Origin of the sequence: Kitasatospora sp. GAS204B, assembly GCF_029892155.1 — a bacterium.
Lineage (GTDB): Bacteria > Actinomycetota > Actinomycetes > Streptomycetales > Streptomycetaceae > Kitasatospora.
Genome location: NZ_JARZAG010000018.1, coordinates 141,377 through 162,262, shown reverse-complemented (window position 1 = coordinate 162,262; position 20,886 = coordinate 141,377). Strand labels below are relative to the sequence as shown.

Annotated in this window: 19 protein-coding genes; 7 read left to right on the top strand and 12 right to left on the bottom strand. The window is 72.8% G+C overall.

Features of this window, described 5'->3' with window-relative positions; genetic code table 11:
* Positions 1–3 precede the first annotated feature (3 nt).
* Positions 4–573: a hypothetical protein gene (locus P3T41_RS23955; protein ID WP_280692127.1), complete on the top strand. Its 570-nt coding sequence runs from the start codon at positions 4–6 to the stop codon at positions 571–573.
* Positions 574–1,065: 492 nt separating this feature from the next.
* Positions 1,066–2,253, top strand: coding sequence for an alpha/beta hydrolase (locus tag P3T41_RS23950; protein WP_280692126.1), 1,188 nt, complete (start codon positions 1,066–1,068; stop codon positions 2,251–2,253).
* 136 nt (positions 2,254–2,389) lie between these two features.
* Here the strand turns inward: P3T41_RS23950 and P3T41_RS23945 are convergent, their stop codons facing one another.
* The gene (locus P3T41_RS23945) at positions 2,390–3,742 is read right to left on the bottom strand and encodes an MFS transporter (RefSeq protein ID WP_280692124.1); all 1,353 of its coding nucleotides are present in this window, start codon (positions 3,740–3,742) and stop codon (positions 2,390–2,392) included.
* A 4-nt stretch (positions 3,743–3,746) separates the two neighbouring features.
* On the bottom strand, positions 3,747–4,460 hold the full coding sequence (locus tag P3T41_RS23940) for a helix-turn-helix domain-containing protein (protein WP_280692122.1): 714 nt from the start codon (positions 4,458–4,460) through the stop codon (positions 3,747–3,749).
* Between the two features lie 185 nt (positions 4,461–4,645).
* Here P3T41_RS23940 and P3T41_RS23935 point away from each other — a divergent pair, with 185 nt between their 5' ends.
* The gene (locus P3T41_RS23935) at positions 4,646–5,092 is read left to right on the top strand and encodes a hypothetical protein (protein WP_280692121.1); all 447 of its coding nucleotides are present in this window, start codon (positions 4,646–4,648) and stop codon (positions 5,090–5,092) included.
* On the opposite strand, the gene P3T41_RS23930 is transcribed toward P3T41_RS23935, so the two are convergent.
* The 3 genes from P3T41_RS23930 to P3T41_RS23920 are packed head-to-tail and all read right to left on the bottom strand — an operon-like array spanning position 5,076 to position 7,797.
* Positions 5,076–6,134 (bottom strand): NAD(P)/FAD-dependent oxidoreductase, encoded by a 1,059-nt coding sequence (locus P3T41_RS23930; RefSeq protein ID WP_280692119.1) that lies wholly within the window; start codon positions 6,132–6,134, stop codon positions 5,076–5,078. The two genes, P3T41_RS23935 and P3T41_RS23930, sit on opposite strands and share 17 nt — an antisense overlap.
* Positions 6,131–6,673: an isoprenylcysteine carboxyl methyltransferase family protein gene (locus P3T41_RS23925; protein ID WP_280692117.1), complete on the bottom strand. Its 543-nt coding sequence runs from the start codon at positions 6,671–6,673 to the stop codon at positions 6,131–6,133. The genes P3T41_RS23930 and P3T41_RS23925 overlap by 4 nt, the downstream gene beginning before the upstream one ends.
* A 59-nt stretch (positions 6,674–6,732) precedes the next feature.
* A complete protein-coding gene (locus P3T41_RS23920) occupies positions 6,733–7,797 on the bottom strand; it encodes a 3-oxoacyl-[acyl-carrier-protein] synthase III C-terminal domain-containing protein (RefSeq protein WP_280692115.1) in 1,065 nt (354 codons plus the stop codon).
* A gap of 48 nt (positions 7,798–7,845) precedes the next feature.
* Between P3T41_RS23920 and P3T41_RS23915 the strand changes: the two genes are divergently transcribed.
* Positions 7,846–8,754: a UbiA family prenyltransferase gene (locus P3T41_RS23915; RefSeq protein WP_280692113.1), complete on the top strand. Its 909-nt coding sequence runs from the start codon at positions 7,846–7,848 to the stop codon at positions 8,752–8,754.
* A 112-nt stretch (positions 8,755–8,866) separates the two neighbouring features.
* Here the strand turns inward: P3T41_RS23915 and P3T41_RS23910 are convergent, their stop codons facing one another.
* On the bottom strand, positions 8,867–10,021 hold the full coding sequence (locus P3T41_RS23910; protein WP_280692153.1) for a cytochrome P450: 1,155 nt from the start codon (positions 10,019–10,021) through the stop codon (positions 8,867–8,869).
* A 273-nt stretch (positions 10,022–10,294) separates the two neighbouring features.
* On the opposite strand from P3T41_RS23910, the gene P3T41_RS23905 reads away from it, so the two are divergent.
* Positions 10,295–12,298 carry a heavy metal translocating P-type ATPase gene (locus P3T41_RS23905; RefSeq protein ID WP_280692111.1) on the top strand — a complete coding sequence of 668 codons (2,004 nt, stop codon included), beginning with the start codon at positions 10,295–10,297 and terminating at the stop codon, positions 12,296–12,298.
* Positions 12,299–12,912: 614 nt separating this feature from the next.
* Positions 12,913–15,075 carry a putative Ig domain-containing protein gene (locus P3T41_RS23900; RefSeq protein ID WP_280692109.1) on the top strand — a complete coding sequence of 721 codons (2,163 nt, stop codon included), beginning with the start codon at positions 12,913–12,915 and terminating at the stop codon, positions 15,073–15,075.
* Positions 15,076–15,185: 110 nt separating this feature from the next.
* Here P3T41_RS23900 and P3T41_RS23895 read toward each other — a convergent pair whose 3' ends face one another.
* From P3T41_RS23895 to P3T41_RS23875, 5 genes are all read right to left on the bottom strand, one after another.
* Positions 15,186–15,665 (bottom strand): diadenosine tetraphosphate hydrolase, encoded by a 480-nt coding sequence (locus tag P3T41_RS23895; RefSeq protein WP_280692107.1) that lies wholly within the window; start codon positions 15,663–15,665, stop codon positions 15,186–15,188.
* A gap of 48 nt (positions 15,666–15,713) precedes the next feature.
* Complete coding sequence (locus tag P3T41_RS23890) at positions 15,714–16,145, bottom strand: hypothetical protein (protein WP_280692105.1); 432 nt, start codon at positions 16,143–16,145, stop codon at positions 15,714–15,716.
* 97 nt (positions 16,146–16,242) lie between these two features.
* The gene (locus tag P3T41_RS23885; protein WP_280692104.1) at positions 16,243–17,073 is read right to left on the bottom strand and encodes a heavy metal-binding domain-containing protein; all 831 of its coding nucleotides are present in this window, start codon (positions 17,071–17,073) and stop codon (positions 16,243–16,245) included.
* Positions 17,074–17,167: 94 nt separating this feature from the next.
* Complete coding sequence (locus P3T41_RS23880) at positions 17,168–18,124, bottom strand: heavy metal-binding domain-containing protein (RefSeq protein WP_280692102.1); 957 nt, start codon at positions 18,122–18,124, stop codon at positions 17,168–17,170.
* A 132-nt stretch (positions 18,125–18,256) separates the two neighbouring features.
* Complete coding sequence (locus tag P3T41_RS23875) at positions 18,257–18,892, bottom strand: XRE family transcriptional regulator (RefSeq protein ID WP_280692100.1); 636 nt, start codon at positions 18,890–18,892, stop codon at positions 18,257–18,259.
* Between the two features lie 81 nt (positions 18,893–18,973).
* On the opposite strand from P3T41_RS23875, the gene P3T41_RS23870 reads away from it, so the two are divergent.
* Positions 18,974–19,915: a class I SAM-dependent methyltransferase gene (locus P3T41_RS23870; RefSeq protein WP_280692099.1), complete on the top strand. Its 942-nt coding sequence runs from the start codon at positions 18,974–18,976 to the stop codon at positions 19,913–19,915.
* A gap of 7 nt (positions 19,916–19,922) precedes the next feature.
* Here the strand turns inward: P3T41_RS23870 and P3T41_RS23865 are convergent, their stop codons facing one another.
* Positions 19,923–20,837 (bottom strand): class A beta-lactamase-related serine hydrolase, encoded by a 915-nt coding sequence (locus P3T41_RS23865; RefSeq protein WP_280692097.1) that lies wholly within the window; start codon positions 20,835–20,837, stop codon positions 19,923–19,925.
* Between the last annotated feature and the right edge of the window lie 49 nt (positions 20,838–20,886).

Below are 20,886 nucleotides of genomic sequence, written 5' to 3'. Positions count from 1 at the left end.
ACCATGGACCCTGACCGGCTCCACATCTCGTACACCATGCGGCAGTTCGCTGACGAGACGTGGAAGGAGCGTGCGGAGCGCTGGACGGCGAAGTTCTACGTCCCCGACCTGAAGATCGGCAGCGCCGAGATCACCCGCGTGATTCCCGGCGTGACCCCGAACCCCCGCCTGGCCTTGGAGGTGGACCCCGGGTATCTCGAACGCATCCCCCGCGTGGTCTTCACCAAAGATGGCAGCCTGGCCCCCGCCGTGGCCCACCTGAACCCCACGCTTCTGCTCTTGCTGGAGTCGGTCCACGTCACGGACGAGTGGCGTGGCAAGGGAGTCGGGATGCGCCTGGCTGTCACCGCGCTCCGTCGGCTGGCCGTCCCCGGGACAGTGGCCGTCTGCTACCCGGCACCGCTTCACGACCACGGGCCGGACGAACCGTGCTCCTACGTGTCCGACGACCCGGAAGTCCGGCGGCCGGACGAAGAGGCTGTGGGTCGACTCCGGAAGGCGTGGGAACGCCACGGGTTCCGCCCGATCGGCGAAGGCGTGTACGCCCTGGCGTTGGACCGTCCGGCCCGTTGAACCACCCAGTCCGTGAGTCGTCTCCCGGCGCACGGGTGGGGCTCCAAACTCCTGCCGCAGCCGCGAGACCATCGCAGACTTGGCGAGACGCGCGAATGTGGGCGCGTCGACCATGAGCATGTGGTTCGACCGGTGGGGAATCCCCAAGCAGCGGGGGAAGAGCAAGGCCCGGGCAACGGACACGTGGAACAGCCGGAGCGGGAGGGTCGGGGTGGACCGCGAGCTGGCCGTGAAGCTGTACGAGGAGGGGCACGTACTCGTCCGGGTCGCCGCAGTCGTGGGCGCTGTCGCACCGGGCGGACCGGAAGGTGGGCGGCGACGCGAAGGTGCCGGCCCCGACCCGGCTCGGCGTCGGCCGCGGTGGCCGTCGTCCGCCGCCAGGTGGATGTCCGTCCGCCTCTGGGCGGACGTGCTCGTCCGCCCGGGAGGGGACGTGGTGATCCGCCCCTGAGGGGACGTCAGGAGCTGGGTGGGCGGCCTAGATTCCTGGGTATGACCACACTTCGTCGTACGGCCGTGGCTGCCGTGCTCGCGCTTGTCCTTCCGCTGCCGATCGCCGGGGCGGCCACCGCGGCCAGCGCAGTCACCGGCCCGGCCACCGCCATCGCGGCCGCCTCGTCTCCGGCTCCCGTCTCGGCGGAACTGCCGCGTCCGACCGGCCCGTTCGCGGTCGGTCTCGACACGCTGCACCTGGTCGACGCGGATCGGCCAGACCCCTGGGTGCCCGCTGCGGGGCCCCGGCAGCTGATGGTGTCCATGGTCTACCCGGCCCGTCCCGGGAGCGGCGGGCCTGCCGCCTACATGACCACCGCGGAGGCGCTGGCCTGGCTGCAGCAGGACAACATTCCGAACGCCACCGGTCTCGCCCAAGCGGTCAGCGTCACCCGGAGCTGGGCACGCGCCGACGCGCGCCCAGCGCCCGGGCGGTTCCCGCTGGTGCTGCTCTCGCCCGGTCTCACCATGCCGCGTGCCACCTTGACCAGCGTCGCTGTCGATCTGGCCAGCCGCGGGTACGTCGTCGTGCTGGTCGACCACACCTACGAGGCACCAGGGATCACCTTTCCCGACGGCCGGACGCTCGGCTGCGTCATCTGCGACCGGCCCCCGGCAGGCGGCCCCGCGGCCGTGGCCAGCAGTCGCGCGAAGGATCTCTCGTTCGTCATCGACCAGTTGACCGACCGCCATCCGGCCTGGCGGTACGCCCGCCTGATCGACCCGCAGCGGATCGGCCTGGCCGGCCACTCCATCGGGGGCGATGCCGCCGCCGCGACCATGGCCGCCGACCAGCGGGTGCGGGCCGGCGTCGACCTGGACGGCACCCTCTTCGCACCGATCCCGGCCACCGGGCTGGACGGCCGCCCCTTCCTGCTGCTCGGCGCCCAGGCCGACGAGAGCCCGGGCCAGGACCCCAGTTGGAGTCAGGGCTGGACCCGGCTGGACGGTTGGAAGCGCTGGCTGACCATCGCCGGTGCCAACCACAGCAGCGCCACGGACGTGCCGTTGCTCGCTTCGCAGGCAGGGATACCCGAGCCGCCCGAGCCGCTCTCGCCGTCGCGTGGTCTGGAGCTCACTCGCGAGTACCTCGGGGCCTTCTTCGACCTCCAGTTGAAGGGCATCCCGCAGCCGCTGCTCGACGGACCGTCACCGGCGAATCCGGAGGTGACCTTCCAGCGGCCCTGAGCCCTCGGGTTCGGCCTCGGAGGTGGCGTCGGCGTCCTGGCGGCGCGGAAATGCCCTTCTCCCCGTGGTCCCGGATTCGATCGAGAATCCGGGACCACGGGGAGGGAGGCTGCTCGATGAGGCCCAGCCGCGGCGCTCAGCTGGTGGCGAGCTCCGGGACGGTGGCTGCGGCGCCGTCCTCGGCGGTCTGCATGGTCTGCGCCGCCTGCTCGGTCTGTTCCGCCTGCGCCGGCTGCTGCTTGCGCATCCCCGACCAGTCGCCGCTCAGGCCCGGCAGGACGATCGCGGCCAGGTAGAGGCCGCCGGTGATCCACAGGGCGCCGCTCACGCCGGCGGCGGTGACCAGGCCGGCGCCGACCAGGCCGCCGAACGGGATGCCGGCCCAAGTGACGGCCTGGGCCAGGGTCTTGACCCGGCCGAGCAGGGCGGTGGGGATCAGTTCGTAGGTCACCGCGCCGAGGATGGGGTTGACGAAGCCGGAGCCGAGGCCGCCGGCGGCCAGGACGGCCAGGACTCCCCAGAGCGGGACGCCGGCGGCCATCGCGACGAAGCGCGGGATGCCGCCGATGACGAAGCCGACCAGGTAGACGGTGCGGCGCGGCAGGCGCTCGGCGACGCCGGCGGCGACCAGGGCGGCGATGATCGAGGTCGCGGCGAAGACGCTGACCACCAGGCCGATCGCGGCGGCGCCGTTGCCGGAGTGCTTGGCCCAGACGGGCAGCAGGACCGACATGAAGGTCTGGTCCAGCAGGTTGGTCGCGGCGAGCATCAGGATGATCGAGCGCAGCAGACCTGCGCTGCGCAGGAAGTCGGCGCCCTCGCGGAGGCGGGTGAAGTAGCCGGCGTCCTGGGCGGTCCGCTGCTCGTGGGGGTCAGGGACGGGGTTGCTCAGGGTGGTGGAGACGATCAGGGCGGAGAGGGCGAAGAGCGAGGCGGTGATCCAGAGCGCGAAGATGCTGCCGAAGGAGGCGACCACCACGCCGGCGAGCGCGGGGCCGACGGTGGTGGCGGTGCGCTCGACCACGGCGCACAGGCCGGTGCCGCGTTCGATCGAGACCCTGGCCGCGCGGGTGGCACCCGGCAGGAAGAGGCCCTTGGCGCCGTTGGCCGGGCCGTCCGCGATGCCGATCACGGCCATCAGCGCCAGCAGGACCGGGAAGGAGAGCGCGCCGCTGAGGTAGAGCACGGGCGCGATGGCCATCGCCGTCATCGAGATGAGGTCGCCCAGGACGCTGATCCGCTTGGGGCCGATCCGGTCGATGATCGGGCCGGAGAGGGCCTGGCAGATGACGTAGGGGAGTACCTGGCAGAAGGCGACCAGGCCGGTCTTGGCGATGCTGCCGGTGGTGGTGAGCACGAACCAGGGCAGCGCGATCGAGAGCACCCGGTTGGCGGAGAGGGAGGCGGCGCTGGCCGAGAGGATGCCGATCAGCCCGCGCAGTAAGCGGCGGTTCGGGAGGTCCGTGGTGGCCCTGCTGGCGGTGGTCATCGTCTCACTCCGTTTCGGGGGCAGTGCGGGGGGTGGTGCCGGGGCTGGTGCGGGGGCTGGTGCGGGCGTTGGTGCGCTGGTCCTCGGGATTGGGGAAGAACTGGAACTGGAAGGTCATCCGGGCCGCGCCCTCGGTGGGTTCGTCCTTGGCGTCGGTGCGGTGACGGCGCTTCAGTACCTCGTGCAGCTCGGCCATCAGGTGCTTCGCCTCGTCGGGCGTGAGGTTGAACATGTAGTCGCCGAAGTCCTGGGCGTCGCGCCAGGCCGGTGTCAGCGTCGGGGTCGCCTCGACCGCCCGCACCAGGTTGTCGGCCCAGACCCGCGAGAGGGACTCCAGGAAGACCGGCCCGAGGCTCTGACGATCCGCCAGCAGCTCGCTGTCCGGCACCACCGTGTTGGCGTGCGCGGCCTGCCACCAGCGCTCGCGACGCACCCCGCGGGCCGGCACCTCGGCGATGAAGCCGTGCTCGGCCAACTGCCGCAGGTGGTAGCTGGTCGCGCCGGTGTTGACGTCCAGTCGGCGGGCCAGGGTGGAGGCCGTGGCCGGTCCGTCGGTCCGCAGGATGCCCAGGATCCGCACCCGGAGCGGGTGCGCGATCCCGCGCAGGTTCCGTGCGTCCAGGGCGACTTGCGCGAGCTCTTCGGCCGGTTCGACCTGTGCGGGCCGTGCGGGCCGTGCGGGCGGTACGGGCTGTCCGGTGGGGTCTTCCTCGTCCATGCGATGACCGTATGACATCACAAGGTTCTTTGCACAGGGTTCTGTGCAAAGAAAAATGTGTACTCATAAGTAACTTCCTGGAGCCGCCGTCCGAACGGGTGGAACGCCGGTCGGCACAGCCCGGCGGCGCCCGCCGGGGGAGTGAGCGTGCGTCAGGCTGCCGGAGAGGATGAGGAGGTGGGCCGATGGATCGGCGCCCGGTGGAGGAGTCGGTGCTGTGGACGCTGCAGGTGCTGACGGCGGCGGCACTCGCCGTGGACGCCTACGTGCACGCCGACCTGGCCTCCCAGTACGACTCCGTCAGCAAGCAGGTCAGCCAGGGCACCCTGTTCCGGGCCGAGGCCGCCGCCGCCTCGCTCGCCGCGCTGCTCGTGCTGGTGGCCGGGCGGCGGCTGGTGGTCTGGGCGTTCGCGTTCGTGGTCGCCGCCGCCGGGGTGGGCGCCGTCCTGCTGTACCGGTACGTCGACGTGGGCACCCTGGGTCCGCTGCCGAACATGTACGAACCGATCTGGTTCACCGAGAAGGCCGCCTCCGCCATCGCCGAGGGTGTGGCCACCGCGTCCGCCCTGGCCGGCTTTCTGACGGTGTATCGGATCAGGCGCCGCAGGCGGGCGCTCAGGCGAGCTGGTTGACGGCCGCCGCGAAGAGGGCGGGGAAGCGGGCGGCGGTGGGGACGATCCGGTGTGCCAGCGCGGGGTGTTCGCGCAGCCGGAGCAGGACACCCGTCAGCAGACGGTACCGCGCGGAGACGCGGCGCCAGGCCCGGTCGTACTCCTGCGGCCGGTCGGCCACCACACAGCGCACCAGTTGCTCGGCCGCCCGCAGCGCCATCGCGACCCCCTCACCGGTCAACGCGTCGACGTAGCCCGCCGCGTCGCCGACCAGCAGCACCCGTCCGGCCACCCGGCCGCGCACCCGTTGGCGCAGCGGTCCGGCGCCCCGGGTGGCCGTCGCCGGCGTGGGCAGGCGCTCGGCCAGCCACGGGAAGCGGGCCAACTGCTCCTCGAAGGGCCCGCGTTCGCAGCTCAGCAGCGCGACGCCGACCAGGCCGGGGCCGACCGGGGTGACGTAGGCCTCGGAGTGCGCGGACCAGTGCACCTCGACGCAGTCCGTCCAGGGTGGCAGGGCGAAGTGCCGGCGCAGCCCGTACCTGGCCGCTGGGCCCGTGCCGCCACCGGCAGCGGCTCTGCCACCGCCACCAGCACCGGCGCTCAGGTCCAGGCCCAGACCCAGGTTGCGGCGGATCGGCGAGTGCAGGCCGTCGGCGGCGGCGAGGTAGCGGGCGGTGATCCCGGCCGCGGTCACGCTGTCGGGGCCCTGCCGGACCGCGCCGACCCGCAACGGGAGGACGGGGATGCCGAGTTCGGCGACCCGCCGGGCGAGCGCGGCGTGCAGTTCGGTGCGCCGCACGCCCTGGCCGGGCCGCTCGCGGAAGTACGCCACGGCCTGCTGCCGGCCGTCCAGGTAGCGGATGCCGTGGAACGGATGCCCGGCCACCGGCACGCCGAGATCGGCCAGTGCCCGGACGGCCCCGGGCATCAGCCCCTCGCCGCAGGCCTTGTCCACCGGCGTGCCGCGTGGTTCGGCGACCACCACGCGCAGCCCGGCCCGGGCGGCGTTGATGGCGGTGGCCAGACCGGCCGGGCCACCGCCGGCCACCAGCAGGTCGATCACGGCGTCACGCCGGCGGTGGCGGGAAGGGGGCTCACGGCCGTGCCCAGCGCCGCGTTCTCGCAGCGCAGCCGCACCGCCAGCAGCGGCAGGTTGAGCAGGGTGAACCCGGTCGCGGTGAGCCAGGCGCTGTGCACCAGCGGCAGCGCGGCGCCCTCGACCACCACCGCGAGGTAGTTGGGATGGCTCAGCAGCCGGTACGGCCCACCGGTCACCAGCGGCAGCCCGGGCACCACGATGACCCGGGTGTTCCAGCGCGGCCCCAGCGTGCTGATGCACCACCAGCGCAGGCCCTGCGCAGCCACCGCCAGGACCAGCGTCGGCCAGCCGAGGGCGGGCAGGAACGGCCGGTCGGCCCAGGCGGGTTCGGCCAGGCAGCCGACCAGCAGGCCGGTGTGCAGCAGGACCATCACGGGGTAGTGCCCGCGACCGTATTCGATCCCGCCGTGCCGCCGGCTCCAGGCGGTGTTGCGGCGGGCGACGGCGAGTTCGGCCAGCCGTTCGGCGGCGACGAGCAGGACGAGTGCGGCGAAGGGAGTCATCGGCGGCCTACCAGGAGCAGCGTCATTGTGGTCTACCAAGGAACGGAGTCATCGCGTGCCTACCAGCGGAGCAGGACGGCTTCGGAGCAGAAGCCCGGGCCCAGCGCGAGCACGACCCCGGGCGTCCCGGCCAGCGGCGGTCGCAGGGTCAGCGTGTCGCGCAGGACGTGCAGCACCGAGGCAGATGAGAGGTTGCCCACCTCGGCGAGCGAGCGCCAGGTCAACTCCAGTGCCCGGGCCGGGAGATCGAGCGTATCGCGGACAGCCTCCAGCACCTTCGGGCCGCCCGGATGGCAGACCCAGGCGGTCACGTCCTGCGGCTTCAGGTCGTGGTCGGTCAGGAACGCGCGGACTTCGTCGCCCAGTTGGCGACGCACCAGGTCGGGCAGGTCGCTGCCGAGCAGGATCTGGAAGCCGGTGTCGCCGATGTCCCAGCCGAGCAGGCGTCCGGTGCCCGGATAGAGACGGCTGCGGGTCGCCTCCACCACCGGCCCGTCGTCGGGCCGTCGGCTCGGGTGCTCGCGGCCGAGCGCGACCACGGCCGCCGCGCCGTCCCCGAAGAGCGCGCCGGCCACCAGGTTCGCCGTCGAGGCGTCGGCGCGCTGCAGGGTCAGCGAGCAGAGCTCGACCGAGAGCAGCACCGCCACGCCGCGCGGCTGTCCCAGCAGGAAGTCGTGCAACCGGGCGAGCCCGGCGGCGCCCGCCACGCAGCCGAGTCCGAAGATCGGCACTCGCTTCACATCGGGACGCAGCCCGACCCGCTCGACCAGCCGGGCCTCGATCGACGGGGCGGCGATCCCCGTCACGGAGGTGAAGATCACCAGGTCGACCTCGCCCGGCCGTACCCCGGCCTCCTCCAGTGCCGCCTTCAGCGCTCGCTCGCCCAACTCCACGGCCAGTTCGATGAAGAGGTCGTTGGCCTGGCCGAAGCCGCTCAGCGTGGCGTACCGCTCCAGCGGCAGCGCGAGTCGCCGGGTGCGCACGGTGGAGGTGGCGTGCAGCCGGTCGAGTACCGCGCGGTTGCCCTGCGGCGCCAGGCCCATGGTGGCGAGCGCGTCGGTGATCTCGTGCTGCTGGTACTCGTGGGCCGGCAGGACTCCGTGGACAGCGGCGATTCGCGTCATTGGCACAGCATAGGGAGGAAAGGTGTGAAACGGGCTTACCATCATCAGGTGCCGAGCCCCGGAGTGCGCAGCGCTGTTGCTCACGACCCCGACCAGCTTGCGCTGGTGACCTCGCGTCAGCCCGGCGCAGTGGCGCTCGCACTGCTGCGGGCTGGCCACCTCGAGCCCGCGCTGACCGTGACCGGGCTGACCACCGCGCTCGCGGCCACCGCAGGGCGGGGGGCGATCGGCACGCTGCTGGTCGGGTGCGCCGTGTTGACCGGGCAGTTGTCGGTCGGCTGGTGCAACGACCGGCTCGATCGCGAGCGGGACCGCGCGGCCGGGCGTCGTGACAAGCCGCTGGCGATCGGGGACCTGGACGGGCGGACGGTGTCGCTCGCGGCCGCCACCGCGCTGGCCCTGTGCGTCCCGCTCTCGCTGGCGAGCGGCTGGTCGGCGGGCGCCGCCCACCTCGCCGGGGTCGCGGCCGCCTGGGGCTACAACCTCGGGGTCAAGCGCACCGCCGCGTCCTGGCTGCCCTACGCGCTGGGCTTCGGCCTGCTGCCCGCCTTCGTCACCCTCGGGTTGCCGGGCCACCCGTGGCCGCCCGCCTGGGCGGTGGCCGCCGGGGCGCTGCTGGGGGTGGGCGCGCACGTCACCAACGTGCTGCCGGACATCGAGGACGATCTGCGGGCGGGGGTGCGCGGGCTGCCGCAGCGGCTGGGCCGGCGCCGGGCCCGGGCGGTGGCGCCGGTGCCGCTGCTCGGCGCCTGCGCGGTCCTGGTGTTCGGCCCGCCGGGGCCGGTGGGACCAGCGGGCTGGGCGGCGCTCGCCCTCACCGGCGGTCTCTGCGTGGCGGTCGTCAGGCCGGGCGGTGGTGCGGGCGACGTGGGCAGCCGCCGGCCGTTCCTGGCCACCCTCGCGATGGCGGCGATCGCCGTGGCACTCCTGCTGCTGCGCGGGCGGGCGCTGGCGTGAGGCGGCCGCGCCCGGCGCTGTTGGCTGCTGTGCCGCCAGCAGCGCCCGGCCGCCATCGCCACCCGACTGACGTTCCGTCAGAAGAGATGGGTCGCGAGCGATTGACGTCCCGTCAGAAGCGCACCGGTAGCCGCAGCAGCCCCCGGGCGCGCAGTGACGGGCGGTGCGACAACTGCTCGGCGGGCTCCGCCAGGGCGAGCGCGGGGAAGCGGCGCAGCAGCGTGGTGAGGGCGATCTCGGTCTCCAGCCGGGCCAGCGGGGCGCCCAGGCAGTAGTGGATGCCGTGCCCGAGGGCCAGGTGGCCATTGTCCGCGCGCCGCAGATCGAGCAGCTCCGGCTCGGCGAACCGCTCCGGATCCCGGTTGGCGGCGGCCAGCGAGAGCAGCACCGTCTCACCGGCCGGCACGGTCACCTGACCGAACGTCAGGTCCTCGCGGGCGAAGCGGCGGATGGCCACCGGCGCGGGGCCGTCGAACCGGGCCAGCTCCTCGACGGCGGGGCCGATCAGCCGCTCGTCGGCGCGCAGGGCGGCCAGTTGCTCGGGGTGCCGGAGCAGGGCCAGCACGGCGTTGCCGATCAGGTGCACGGTGTTCTCGTAGCCGGCGAAGAGGATCAGGAAGGCGAGCGAGGTGAGTTCGTCCTCGGAGAGCCGGTCCTCCTGGTCCCGCACCGCGATCAGCGCGGAGAGCAGGTCGTCGCCCGGTTCGGCGCGCTTGCGGGCCAGCAGCCGGGTGAAGAAGGCGAGCATCGCGCCGACCGCCGCCCGGGCGTCCTGCGGGCGGCCGGGATCGGGCGCGATCAGCGTGTCGGTCCAGGCGCGGAAGTCGCGGCGGTCGTCGGTCGGGACGCCGAGCAGGTCGCAGATCGTGGTGATCGGCAGCGGTCCGGCGTAGGTGGCGATCAGCTCGGCGTGGCCGAGCGGGGCGATCGCGTCGAGCAGCTCGTCGGCGATCCGCTGGACGGGTTCGCGCAGCTGCTCGACCCGCCTGGGAGTGAAGGCCTGCCCGACCAGGCGGCGGATCCGGGTGTGGTCCGGCGGGTCCATGTTCAGCAGGTTGGCGTCCAGTGCGGGCGGCAGGGCCAGGCCCCGGTAGTTGCCCGGGCTGGCGTGCCGCTTGTCCAGGGCCAGGCGCGGGTCGGCGAGACCCTGGCGCACGTCGGCGTAGCGGGTCACCAGCCAGACGGGCAGGCCGTCCGAGCCGATGATCCGGTGGGCCGGACCGGCCTCGCGCAGCGCGGCGTAGCTCGGGTGCGGGTCGGCGATCAGCGCCGCGAGGGGGACCGGGGAGGTGATGGTGGCTGACGCCTGCTCAGAAGAGGTCACGAGGTCAGCCTACAAAGCGGTCCGCGGACTCCCGACCGGCTGTGCTCCTGGACGGCTCGACGGCAGTGCCCGGGTGGCTCGACCGCAGTGCCTGGACGGCTCGACGGCAGTGCCCGGGCGGCTCGATGCCAATGAATGAAGAGCTGTTCATATATTCCTGTATCGTGGTCCTGCCGCCCAGCTCCCACCTGCCGTGCCGCGAAGGACCCCGTCACCATGCCTGTCACCCTCCTCGACCGTCCCACCAGCGCTGCGCCCGTGCGCTCCGACCTCGCCCCGCGGCGGCGGACCAGGGTGTTCGCGCTGCCCGAGGCACGCTGGGCGGCGACCGCGACCGCGCTCTTCCTGCTCGCGCTCCCGCTGCAGCTGACCGGCGCGCCCGCCGGGGTCTGGGTGCCGCTGTACGCGCTGGCGTACCTGACCGGCGGCTGGGAGCCGGCCTGGGCGGGACTGCGGGCGGTGAAGGAGAAGACCCTCGACGTCGACCTGCTGATGATCGTGGCCGCGCTGGGGGCCGCGGCGGTCGGCCAGGTGATGGACGGCGCGCTGCTGATCGTCATCTTCGCCACCTCCGGCGCGCTGGAGGCACTGGCCACCGCCCGCACCGCGGACTCGGTGCGCGGGCTGCTGGACCTGGCACCGACCACCGCCACCCGGCTGCTCGCGGACGGCACCGAGGAGAGCGTCGCGACCGAGGCGCTGGCCGTCGGCGACACCGTGCTGGTGCGGCCGGGGGAGCGGATCGGCGCGGACGGCCGGGTGCTGGCCGGCGCGAGCGAGGTGGACCAGGCCACCATCACCGGCGAGCCGCTGCCGGTGGCCAAGGCGGTTGGCGACGAGGTCTTCGCCGGCACGTTGAACGGCACCGGCGCGCTGCGGATCAGGGTCGACCGGGACACCTGCGACTCGGTGATCGCCCGGATCGTCGCGATGGTCGAGGAGGCCAGCGAGACCAAGGCCCCCACCCAGCTGTTCATCGAGAAGGTCGAGCAGCGCTACTCGATCGGCATGGTGCTGGCGACCCTGGCGGTCTTCGCCGTCCCGCTCGCCTTCGGCGCGCACCTCACCGGCTCGCTGCTGCGCGCGATGACCTTCATGATCGTCGCCTCGCCGTGCGCGGTGGTGCTGGCCACCATGCCGCCGCTGCTCTCCGCGATCGCGAACGCCGGGCGGCACGGGGTGCTGGTCAAGTCCGCCGTGGTGATGGAGCGGCTCGGCCAGGTGGACGCGGTCGCGCTGGACAAGACCGGCACGCTGACCGAGGGCACGCCGCGGGTCACCGACCTGCGACCGCTGCCGCGTGCCGAGTTCGCCGAGGGCACTGTGTTCACCGAGCGCGCCGAGTTCACCGAGGACGCCCTGCTGGCGCTGGCCGCCGCCGCCGAGCACGCCAGCGAGCACCCGCTGGCCCGCGCCGTGCTGGACGCCGCCCGCGGCCGGGGTCTGGTCCTGGCCACCGCGACGGACTTCGACTCCACTCCCGGCGTCGGCGTGCGCGCCACCGTCGAGGGGCGGGTGATCGCCGTCGGCGCGCCCGCCCGGCTGCTGGAAGGTACCGACGCCGAGGAGGTCGCCAAGCTGGCCGCCGAGTTGGAGGAGGACGGCCGCACCGCCGTGCTGGTCACCGTCGACGGACGGCCGGTCGGCCTGCTGGGCATCGCCGACCGGCTGCGCCCGGACGCCGCCGGCACGGTCGCCGCCCTCACCGAACTGACCGGGGCGGCCCCGGTCCTGCTCACCGGGGACAACGCGCGGGCGGCCGGCCGGCTGGCCGCCGAGGTCGGCATCACCGAGGTGCGGGCGGCCCTGCTGCCACAGGACAAGGTCGCCGCCGTGCGGGAACTGGAGCAGGCCGGGCGCAAGGTGCTGGTGATCGGCGACGGCGTCAATGACGCCCCGGCGCTGGCCGCCGCACACACCGGCATCGCGATGGGCCGGGCCGGCTCGGACCTGGCGCTGGAGACGGCCGACGCGGTCATCGTCCGCGATGAACTGGCCACCGTGCCAACCGTGGTGGCGCTCTCCCGGCGGGCGCGTGCCCTGGTGGTGCAGAACCTGGTGATCGCCGCGGTGTTCATCACCGGCCTGGTGGTCTGGGACCTGAGCACCACCCTGCCGCTGCCGCTCGGCGTGCTCGGACACGAGGGTTCCACCGTGATCGTCGGCCTCAACGGCCTGCGGCTGCTGCGCGAGAGCGCCTGGCGCAAGGTCCGGTCCTAGGGCCTCTCTTACGGATCTTGCCCGGCGTCGCGGGCCCGGAAAGATCCGCCGTACAGGCCCTAGGCCGCCGTCCGCTGAGCGAGAGGTGTCGTACCGCCCGGCGGCCCGCTGAATGGCATCCCTTCAGCGGGCCGCCGCTCGTGCTGCGGGACCGCCCGCCACCGGACAGGACCCTTGACTCGGAGCACTACTGACAGTTTGTCACCAGAGGAATCGTCAGCCCTCCGGGACGGCACGACCGATCGGTCGGTCGGTACCTGAAAAGCCTGTCTGCACCGTTGACCGGGGTGAGCCAACTCTGCTTTGCTTCACCGCAGCAACGGCGCACCACCTGTCAGACCGCCAGACACCGTGCGAGTCGTCACGGTTGGTTCCACCGCCCTTCATCAGGGCAGGACGAGTAGCTCTCCGCGAACCGCCACGCCGTGCACCGAACCCTCACCGCCAGGTCCCCAACCTGAGCGAAGCTCGCGCGTGACCCTTCGCTCCGTCCTGTCGTGCGATCGCCGGCCGATGGCCCGGTGCGCCCTCGTCACCCTGTCCCGTGCAGCAGACCCGATCGCCCGCGCCGACCAGCGCCCGGCGGTCTGCAGGAGAGAGGAACCCCCCACAAGATGGGCATCCCCCGCTTCCGCGGCTCGGCCCGAGTAGCCTTGACCGGCCTCGCGTCCTTGTCGCTCGTCACCGGCGCCATGCTCGCCGTGACCGCGCCCGAGGCGCTGGCCTCGACGAACGCGTCGAGCAGCGCGACCGCCAATCCGTACAACCCGAGCACCGACCACGCGTACCGGCACGGCGTCATCCCGACGCTGCAGCAGAACGCCAAGATGAAGTCGTGGGCGGACACCCACTCCACCACCGCCACGACCGGCCCGGAGACCCTCTCCTACGGCGGCGGCGTCAACGGGGTCGGCGTCAACGACGGCAAGTCACAGGTCTACCTGGTCTTCTACGGCTCGCAGTGGGGCACGCAGAGCACCAACAGCTCCGGTGACGCCACCTTCTCCGGTGACCAGGACGGTGCCGCGCCGGTGGCCCAGGAGATGTTCAAGGGCATCGGCACCGGCGGTGAGCTGTGGTCGGCCGACCTGACCCAGTGGTGTGACGGTCCGAACGTCGCGGCCGGGGCCACCAGTTGCCCCTCGAACGCGAGCTTCGTCCCGTACCAGGCCGGCGGCGTGCTGTCCGGCGTGTGGTACGACAACTCGGCTGCCTCGCCGAGCGCCACGACCGGCAACCAGCTCGGCCAGGAGGCGGTCAACGCGGCCGCCCACTTCGGCAACACCACCGCCGCGTCGAACCGGCACACGTACTACGTGATCATGTCCCCGACCGGCACCAACCCGGACAGCTACCAGGGCCAGTACTGCGCCTGGCACGACTACACCGGTGACAGCTCGCTGACCGGCGGCGCGGTCAACTCGCCCTACGGCGACCTCGCGTTCTCCAACCAGCCCTACAACATGGACTCCGGTTCGGGCTGTGGCGTCGGCTTCGTCAACTCGCCTGGAACGCTCGATGGTTGGACGATGACCCTCGGCCACGAGTACCACGAGATGATGTCCGACCAGTTCCCGGCGGGTGGCTGGACCAACCAGCAGAGCGGCAGTGCCAACAACGGCCAGGAGAACTCCGACGAGTGCGCCTGGATCGCTGCGGGCACCGCGGGCGGCGCGGCCATGATCACCATGGGCACCGGCACCTTCGCCGAGCAGGCCAGCTGGTCGAACGACACCAACGCGTGCGCCATCTCGCACCCGATCCTCAACCACGGCAACACGGTCACCGTGACCAACCCGGGCAGCCAGTCCGGCAAGGTCGGCACGGCGGTCAGCCTGCAGGTCTCCGGTTCCGACTCGGCTTCGGGTCAGACGCTGACCTACTCGGCCACCGGTCTGCCGGCGGGTCTGTCGATCAGCTCCTCGGGTCTGATCTCGGGCACCCCGACCACCGCGGCCACCTCCTCGGTGACCGTCACTGCCAAGGACACCACCGGCGCCTCCGGCTCGGCGAGCTTCAGCTGGACCGTCTCCTCCACCACCGGTAACACGGTCACTGTGAACAGCCCCGGCAACCAGTCCGGCACCGTCGGCACGGCGGTCAGCCTGCAGGTCTCCGGTTCCGACTCGGCTTCGGGTCAGACGCTGACCTACTCGGCCACCGGTCTGCCGGCGGGTCTGTCGATCAGCTCCTCGGGTCTGATCTCGGGCACCCCGACCACCGCGGCCACCTCCTCGGTGACCGTCACCGCCAAGGACACCACCGGCGCCAGCGGCTCGGCGAGCTTCAGCTGGACCATCGGCTCCGGCAGCGGCGGCTGCACCGGCGGCGGCCAGCTGCTCGGCAACCCCGGCTTCGAGACCGGTAGCGCGTCCCCGTGGACCGCGACCGCGGGTGTCATCAACAGCGACACCACCTCCGAGCCCGCTCACTCGGGCAGCTACGACGCCTGGCTGGACGGCTACGGCACCACCCACACCGACACCCTGTCGCAGACCGTCACCATCCCGGCCGGCTGCAAGGCGACGTTCAGCTTCTGGCTGCACATCGACACCGCCGAGACCGGCAGCACCGCCTACGACAAGCTCGCCGTCACGGCCAACGGCACCAACCTCGCCACGTACTCCAACGTGAACGCGAACACCGGCTACGTGCAGAAGAGCTTCGACCTGTCGAGCTACGCCGGCAAGTCCGTCACCCTCAAGTTCACCGGCACCGAGGACTCCTCGCTGCAGACCAGCTTCGTGATCGACGACACGGCGCTGAACGCGAGCTGACCTAGCGTCAGATAGCGTGGCGGGGGCGGGCCTTCGGGTCCGCCCCCGCTGTCGTGCGCCCGCCGGTCGGCGCGGCGCTCGGAGGTCGCACCGGCTGGGCCGACCGGGCGTCAGTGCTGGTCGGCCAGCCGGTCGAGTTCGGTGCCGATCGCCACGCGCAGGCCGTCGTGCCGTGCGTCGAGCGCGAACCGTTCGGCCCGCCAGTTCTCGTGTGGGTACAGCCAGACCGGGAGGCCGACCAGCTCGGCGTCCTCCCACTCGTAGCGCGGCCAGACGTGCGCGTGCAGGAAGCCGTCGGTGTTGCCGAGGATTTCGAGGTTCACCCGGCGGAAGGCCGGATCCGACCGGCGGCAGGCGCGCTCGACCGCCTCGCCCAGCCGGTCCATGTCGGACAGGAACCGCAGCCGCCGCCCCCTCGGTAGCTCCGACAGCCGCTGGACCGCTGGCTGGTCGGTCAGCAACACCGAGTACCCGGGCAGGAACTGGACGTCCCCGATCACCGCGAACCCCTCGTCGAGGCGCCGCAGCACGGTCGGGTTCTCACCCCGCAGCGCGCTGCCGATCCGGTCCGTCCGCCAGTCATTGATCATGGTCCACACCCTACCGAGCCGCCCGGCGCGGTCCGTTGGTGGCCTCGCTCACTCGCCCAGCAGCAGCCGTTCGAGCGCTGCGCGGGCCCGCGCGTCCGAGCGGGCGCGGGCGGTCACGGCTGCCGCCAGCTCATGGGCCCACTCGTCGAGCGGCACCGGTCGGCGGGAGAGGATAACGCCGCGGACCACCCGGCACACCTCGCCCGTCGGGCGGCCCTGGGCCACGCTGAGGATCAGTCGCTGATCCTCCATCGAGACCTCGACCCGCTCGATCCGGCCGGGCCGCCCGGCCATCCGGTCGCCGACGCTGCGCTTGCGCTCGATCGCCACCGCGTCGGCCGGCAGCGCGTCCGCCAGCGCGCCGGTCAGCACCTGGGTGTACACCTCCAGGTCCGCGGCGTCCCGCCGCAGGGCGGCCGCGAGCAGGTCGATCGAGCCCTCGCCCTCCGAAGCGGGTTCGATCTCGCCGTGGTCGGTCATGTCGCTCCTTGTCGCGATGCGCTGCGATGTACTGTGATGCGCTGCGATGTGCTGTGGTCCGGCGGTTGGTCGGCGGTGCTGGTGGTCCTGGTGGTGCTCAGCCGTCCAGGCTCAGCACCATGGTCGGCCGCTCGATCTCGTGGTCGGCCCGCAGCGGTCGCACCGCCGTGCCGATCGCGAAGAACTCGGTGGTGTGCCCGCCCCAGCGGTGGTTGTGGGCGTTCAGCTGGACGCCGACGATGCCCTCCGCGTGCAGCTCCTCCGCCTCCGCCTGCATCCGCGCCATCGCCAACTCGCGTGCGTCGTAGAGCGCCTGGGTGTACTGCTCGATCTCCACGTTCTTGCCGATGTTGGAGAAGACCGAGCCCATCTTCTGGTGCGCGATGTGGTAGACGCAGGTGCCCATGGTCATGCCCAGCGGCGCGTAGCCGGCCCGGATCAGCGTCCAGAAGTCCTGCCCCGACAGGTCGGAGGTGAAGGGCTGGCCCTTGTTGTTGCGCCAGCTGGTGCCGTCGGGCGCGGGCTGGTCCGCCTTGACGGCGGTGCCGATCGCGATGAACTCGGCGATGTCCGACCCGAACTCCCGGGCCTCCACGGTCAGCCGGACCCCGACGATGCCGTCCGCGCCCAGCTGGGCCGCCTCGGCCTCCATCCGGGTCATCGCCAGCTCGCGCGCGTGGTACATCGCCTGACTGAGCGTCTCCAGCTCCTGGTTCTTGCCCCAGCGGCCGAGCTGGATCCCGACGTGGTAGATCGAGCTGCCCAGGACCAGGCCGATCGGCTTGAACCCGGCCTCCCGGACCAGCAGGAACTCGTTGACCGAGAGGTCGCTGGTGAAGATGGAGCCGGGCTTGCCGGGCTCCAACTCGGCCAGCCGCCGCATCGCGTCGGCGGGCACGCCCTGCGCGCTGGGATCGAAGCTGCTCATGTGGGTTGTTCTCCCGTGACGGTGTGGATGACAGCGTTGCTGGTGCTGAGCCGCGCCGGGCGGTGGGCGGCCCGGGGCGTGCCTTGGCGCCGGGCTAGCGGCGGGCGGTCGGCCGTCCGGCCTGGGCGAGCCGGCGGCGCAGCAGGTCGCCGCCGCCGTTCAGCGGCATGACGGAGAGCGTGCGCGGCTCGGCCGGTTTGGCGGCGAAGCGGGCGATCGCGGTGCCGATCAGGGTGCTCTCCGCGATGTGGTCGGTCTGCTCGGTGTTCACGGAAGTGCGAATGCAGCGCTCCTCCCAGACCCGCAGGTTGCCGTCGGCCAGGATCACCCCGTCGCCGCCGTGCTCCACGCCCTGCCGGTGCAGCTGCGTGCGGGCGTCGGCCCGGACCTGGTGGACCAGGGCGGTCCAGCCGTCGACCTCCAGGTTGTTCCAGGAGAAGTTCTGCCGCCGGGTCTGGTAGTCGTCGTGGCGCACCCCGACCGACATCCCGACCAGCAGGTCCACCGGCACCCAGCCGGCCGTGACCAGCTTCGCGAATCCCTGGCCGTCCAGATGCGAGGTGAACGGGCGGCGCGGCCGCACCGTGCCCTGGGCGCGCACGGCGGTGCCGATCACCTTGAACTCCAGGCAGTTCGGCATCGCGGGGAACGGAGCCATCGTGAGTTGGGCCGCCACCACGCCGTCGCCGCCGAGGGCCGCGCACTCGGTGGTCATCCGGCCCAGTGCGGTGCGCCGCGCCGAGTCCATCACCTGCACCAGCCCGGCCGAGGGCGCGCCGTTGCCCGACAGGGCGATGCCGGCCATGCCGTAGCCGCCCATCAGTCCCCCGCCGCTATACAGGCAGTCGTGGTAGCCCCAGTACCGGCCGCTGCGGGCGACCTGGTAGACGGCCGAGCCCATCACCTGGCCGACCGGTTCGAATCCGACCGACCTGATCGCGGCGAACTCGCCGGTCGACAGCGCCGACGACCACGTCCCGCTGGCCTTCGCCTCGGCGACCCGCGCCGCGGCCGTGGGCGGCAGCCCCGCCCCGCTCCACGACTCCGTCATGCGTCCACACCCGTTCCTGTCCGGCCGGTCCGGCGACACCGTTGCCGACCCCGCTGAGGTCCGACAAGGCAGCCTATGCGCAGAGCCGCACGAGGCACAGCGTCAGGGGGTCGTTGCGTGTGGTCAGGCTGCCTAGCCGGCAGTCGGGCGGGCTCGGACGTGCATGCGTTCGCCCTGCGGGCCGAACAGGCTGAGCACCTCCACCGGCGCCTGGCCGGTGCTGCCGAACCAGTGCGGCAGGCGGGTGTCGAACTCGGCGGCCTCGCCCGCCTTCAGAATCAGGTCGTGGTCGGCGAGGACCAGGCGGAGCTTTCCGCTGAGCACGTAGAGCCACTCGTAACCCTCGTGGGTGCGGGGTTCGGGGGTGCTGCGGGTGACGTTGATGATCATCTTGAAGGCCTGAACGCCGCCCGGCTGCTGGCTGAGCGGCAGCACGGTCGCGTCGTACGCCTTGATCGGCCGCAGCCGGACCCGGGGGTCGCCGACCGGCGGTGCGCCGACCAGCTCGTCCAGTGGGACCTGGTGGGCGTGGGCGATCGGGAGCAGCAGTTCCAGGGTCGGCTTGCGGCCGCCGGATTCCAGCCGGGAAAGGGTGCTCACCGAGATCCCGGTGACCTCCGAGAGCGCGGCGAGGGTGCAGTCGCGCTGCTGGCGGATCCGCTTCAGGCGCGGGCCGACCCCGGCCAGGACATCGGCGGTGTCGGCACTGTCGGCACTGTCGGCGGTGGCCGAGAGCTCGGCGGAGTTCGTGGCGTGATCGTGTGCCATGGAGCCATTTTGCTGAATCGGCAACAGTTTTTGTCAAGCCACGCGGGCCCGGGGCATGGTCGCTGCAGGAGGTGCTCACCCATGGCACAGGCACACACGCACACACAGGCACACGGACACGCACACGGACACGCACACGGGCCGGGGACCGAGTTCGACTGGGCCGCCCTCGCCGAACTGCTGGAGCTCGAAGGTGAGACGCACAGCCCTTACGTGCGGCAGGCCATCGGCGAACTCGCCGACCTGCCCGGGCTGAACCCGCGCCGGATCCTCGACATCGGCAGCGGCCCGGGCGTGGCGGCCTGCAGCCTCGCGGCGGCGTTCCCGCAGGCCGAGGTGACCGCCGTGGACGGCACGCCGGAGCTGCTGGCGCGGGCCGCCGAGCGGGCCGAGCGGCTCGGGGTCCGGCTGCGCACGGAGCAGGCCGAGTTCCCGGCGGGGCTGGCCGGGCTGGGCTCGGCGGACCTGATCTGGTCGGGGCAGGCGGTCCACCACGTCGGGGACCAGCAGGGCGCGCTCGACCAGCTGGCCGGGCTGCTGGCGCCGGGCGGCGTGCTGGCCGTGGTCGAGGGCGGGTTGCCGCTGCGCAGCCTGCCCCGGGACCTCGGCTTCGGACGCCCGGGCCTGCTCGAGCGGATGGACGCGGCGCAGGCGGCGCGGTTCAGCCGGATGCGGGCCGAACTGCCCGGCTCGGTGGCCCTGGTGGAGGACTGGCCCGCCATGCTGCGGGCCGCCGGACTCACCGAGGCCCGCAGCCGGACCTTCCTGATCGACCTCCCCGCCCCGTTGGCGGCGGGCCCGCGGCGCTGGGTGCGCAGCATGCTGGAGCGCTACCGGGAGGTGCTCGCCGGGCCGCCGGAGGACCCGCAGACCTCGCAGAGCGCGCCGGGGCTGACCGCCGAGGACCGGGCGACACTGGACCGGTTGCTCGACCCCGCGGACCCGGCAGGCGTCGACCGGCGGCCCGACCTGTTCCTGCTGACCGCGAAGACCGTGCACTTCGCGCGCCGGGCCGCCGACTGACGGACCGTCAGAGATCGGGGGCGGCCTCGCCGCGCAGCGTGGCGACCGCCCGCGCGGCGGCACTGCCGATCGCGGTGTTGATCGCGGCGTCGTCCGCGCCCGGTCGGGAACGGGTGAAGACGGCGGCGGCGTACCGGCTGCCGTCCGGGTAGGCGATCACGCCGATCTCGTTGCGCACCACGCCCACCAGGCTGCCGCTCTTGGCCGCGACCCGCACCGGGCGCCGGAAGCCGCCGGCCAGCCGGTGCCGGGTCAGCTGCTTGCCGAGCACCGAGCGGACCCGGGCGCAGGCGGCCGCCGGGCCGGCCTGGTCGGCCCAGAGCAGCCGCAGCAGCCGGGTCATCTCGCGGGGGGTGCTGCGGGTGCCCCGGGCCGGGTCGAGGGCGCGGGTGGACGGCAGCAACTCGTCCACCCGCGCCATCTCCGCCTCCGACAGCGTCGCGGTCCAGGTGAGCAGGTCGGCCCAGTCGGCGCGGCCGAGGTCCTGGGCGAGCGAGTCGATCATCGTCCGCAGGTCGGACACCAGCACCGTGTTGCCCAGCCCGAGCCGGGCGGCCGTGGCGTTGACGCTGTCGACGCCGACCCGGCGCAGCAGCGCGTCGGTGGTGTGGTTGTCGCTGATGGTGAGCATCAGCACGACCATGTCCCGCCAGGACACCACCGCGTCGTCCTCGAACAGCGAGATCCCGGTCGGGCCCAGCGTCCGGTCGGCGGCGGGCAGGGTGACCGGCTCGCGCGGGTCCAGTCGGCCGTCGGCGAACCAGGTCTCGGCCTCCAGGGCGATCAGCACCTTGGCGACCGAGGCCAGCACCACCGGTTCGTCGGGATGGAAGCCGAAGGCCGCGCCGTCGTCCAGCGACTCGACGCGCAGCGCGCCTTCGCAGCCGGCCTGTTCGAATATCGCTCCGATGTCGTTCGTCATGGCCGGAATTCTGGCAGGCGGTGCTTCGGTCCCGAACCGGTAGGACCGG

Bases quoted from the DNA above. Each gene is read 5' to 3' on its own strand.
- P3T41_RS23955 (WP_280692127.1), top strand. From the start codon at position 4: ATGGACCCTGACCGGCTCCACATCTCGTACACCATGCGGCAGTTCGCT.
- P3T41_RS23950 (WP_280692126.1), top strand. From the start codon at position 1,066: ATGACCACACTTCGTCGTACGGCCGTGGCTGCCGTGCTCGCGCTTGTC.
- P3T41_RS23945 (WP_280692124.1), bottom strand. From the start codon at position 3,742: ATGACCACCGCCAGCAGGGCCACCACGGACCTCCCGAACCGCCGCTTA.
- P3T41_RS23940 (WP_280692122.1), bottom strand. From the start codon at position 4,460: ATGGACGAGGAAGACCCCACCGGACAGCCCGTACCGCCCGCACGGCCC.
- P3T41_RS23935 (WP_280692121.1), top strand. From the start codon at position 4,646: ATGGATCGGCGCCCGGTGGAGGAGTCGGTGCTGTGGACGCTGCAGGTG.
- P3T41_RS23925 (WP_280692117.1), bottom strand. From the start codon at position 6,673: ATGACTCCCTTCGCCGCACTCGTCCTGCTCGTCGCCGCCGAACGGCTG.
- P3T41_RS23920 (WP_280692115.1), bottom strand. From the start codon at position 7,797: ATGACGCGAATCGCCGCTGTCCACGGAGTCCTGCCGGCCCACGAGTAC.
- P3T41_RS23905 (WP_280692111.1), top strand. From the start codon at position 10,295: ATGCCTGTCACCCTCCTCGACCGTCCCACCAGCGCTGCGCCCGTGCGC.
- P3T41_RS23900 (WP_280692109.1), top strand. From the start codon at position 12,913: ATGGGCATCCCCCGCTTCCGCGGCTCGGCCCGAGTAGCCTTGACCGGC.
- P3T41_RS23895 (WP_280692107.1), bottom strand. From the start codon at position 15,665: ATGATCAATGACTGGCGGACGGACCGGATCGGCAGCGCGCTGCGGGGT.
- P3T41_RS23890 (WP_280692105.1), bottom strand. From the start codon at position 16,145: ATGACCGACCACGGCGAGATCGAACCCGCTTCGGAGGGCGAGGGCTCG.
- P3T41_RS23885 (WP_280692104.1), bottom strand. From the start codon at position 17,073: ATGAGCAGCTTCGATCCCAGCGCGCAGGGCGTGCCCGCCGACGCGATG.
- P3T41_RS23880 (WP_280692102.1), bottom strand. From the start codon at position 18,124: ATGACGGAGTCGTGGAGCGGGGCGGGGCTGCCGCCCACGGCCGCGGCG.
- P3T41_RS23875 (WP_280692100.1), bottom strand. From the start codon at position 18,892: ATGGCACACGATCACGCCACGAACTCCGCCGAGCTCTCGGCCACCGCC.
- P3T41_RS23870 (WP_280692099.1), top strand. From the start codon at position 18,974: ATGGCACAGGCACACACGCACACACAGGCACACGGACACGCACACGGA.
- P3T41_RS23865 (WP_280692097.1), bottom strand. From the start codon at position 20,837: ATGACGAACGACATCGGAGCGATATTCGAACAGGCCGGCTGCGAAGGC.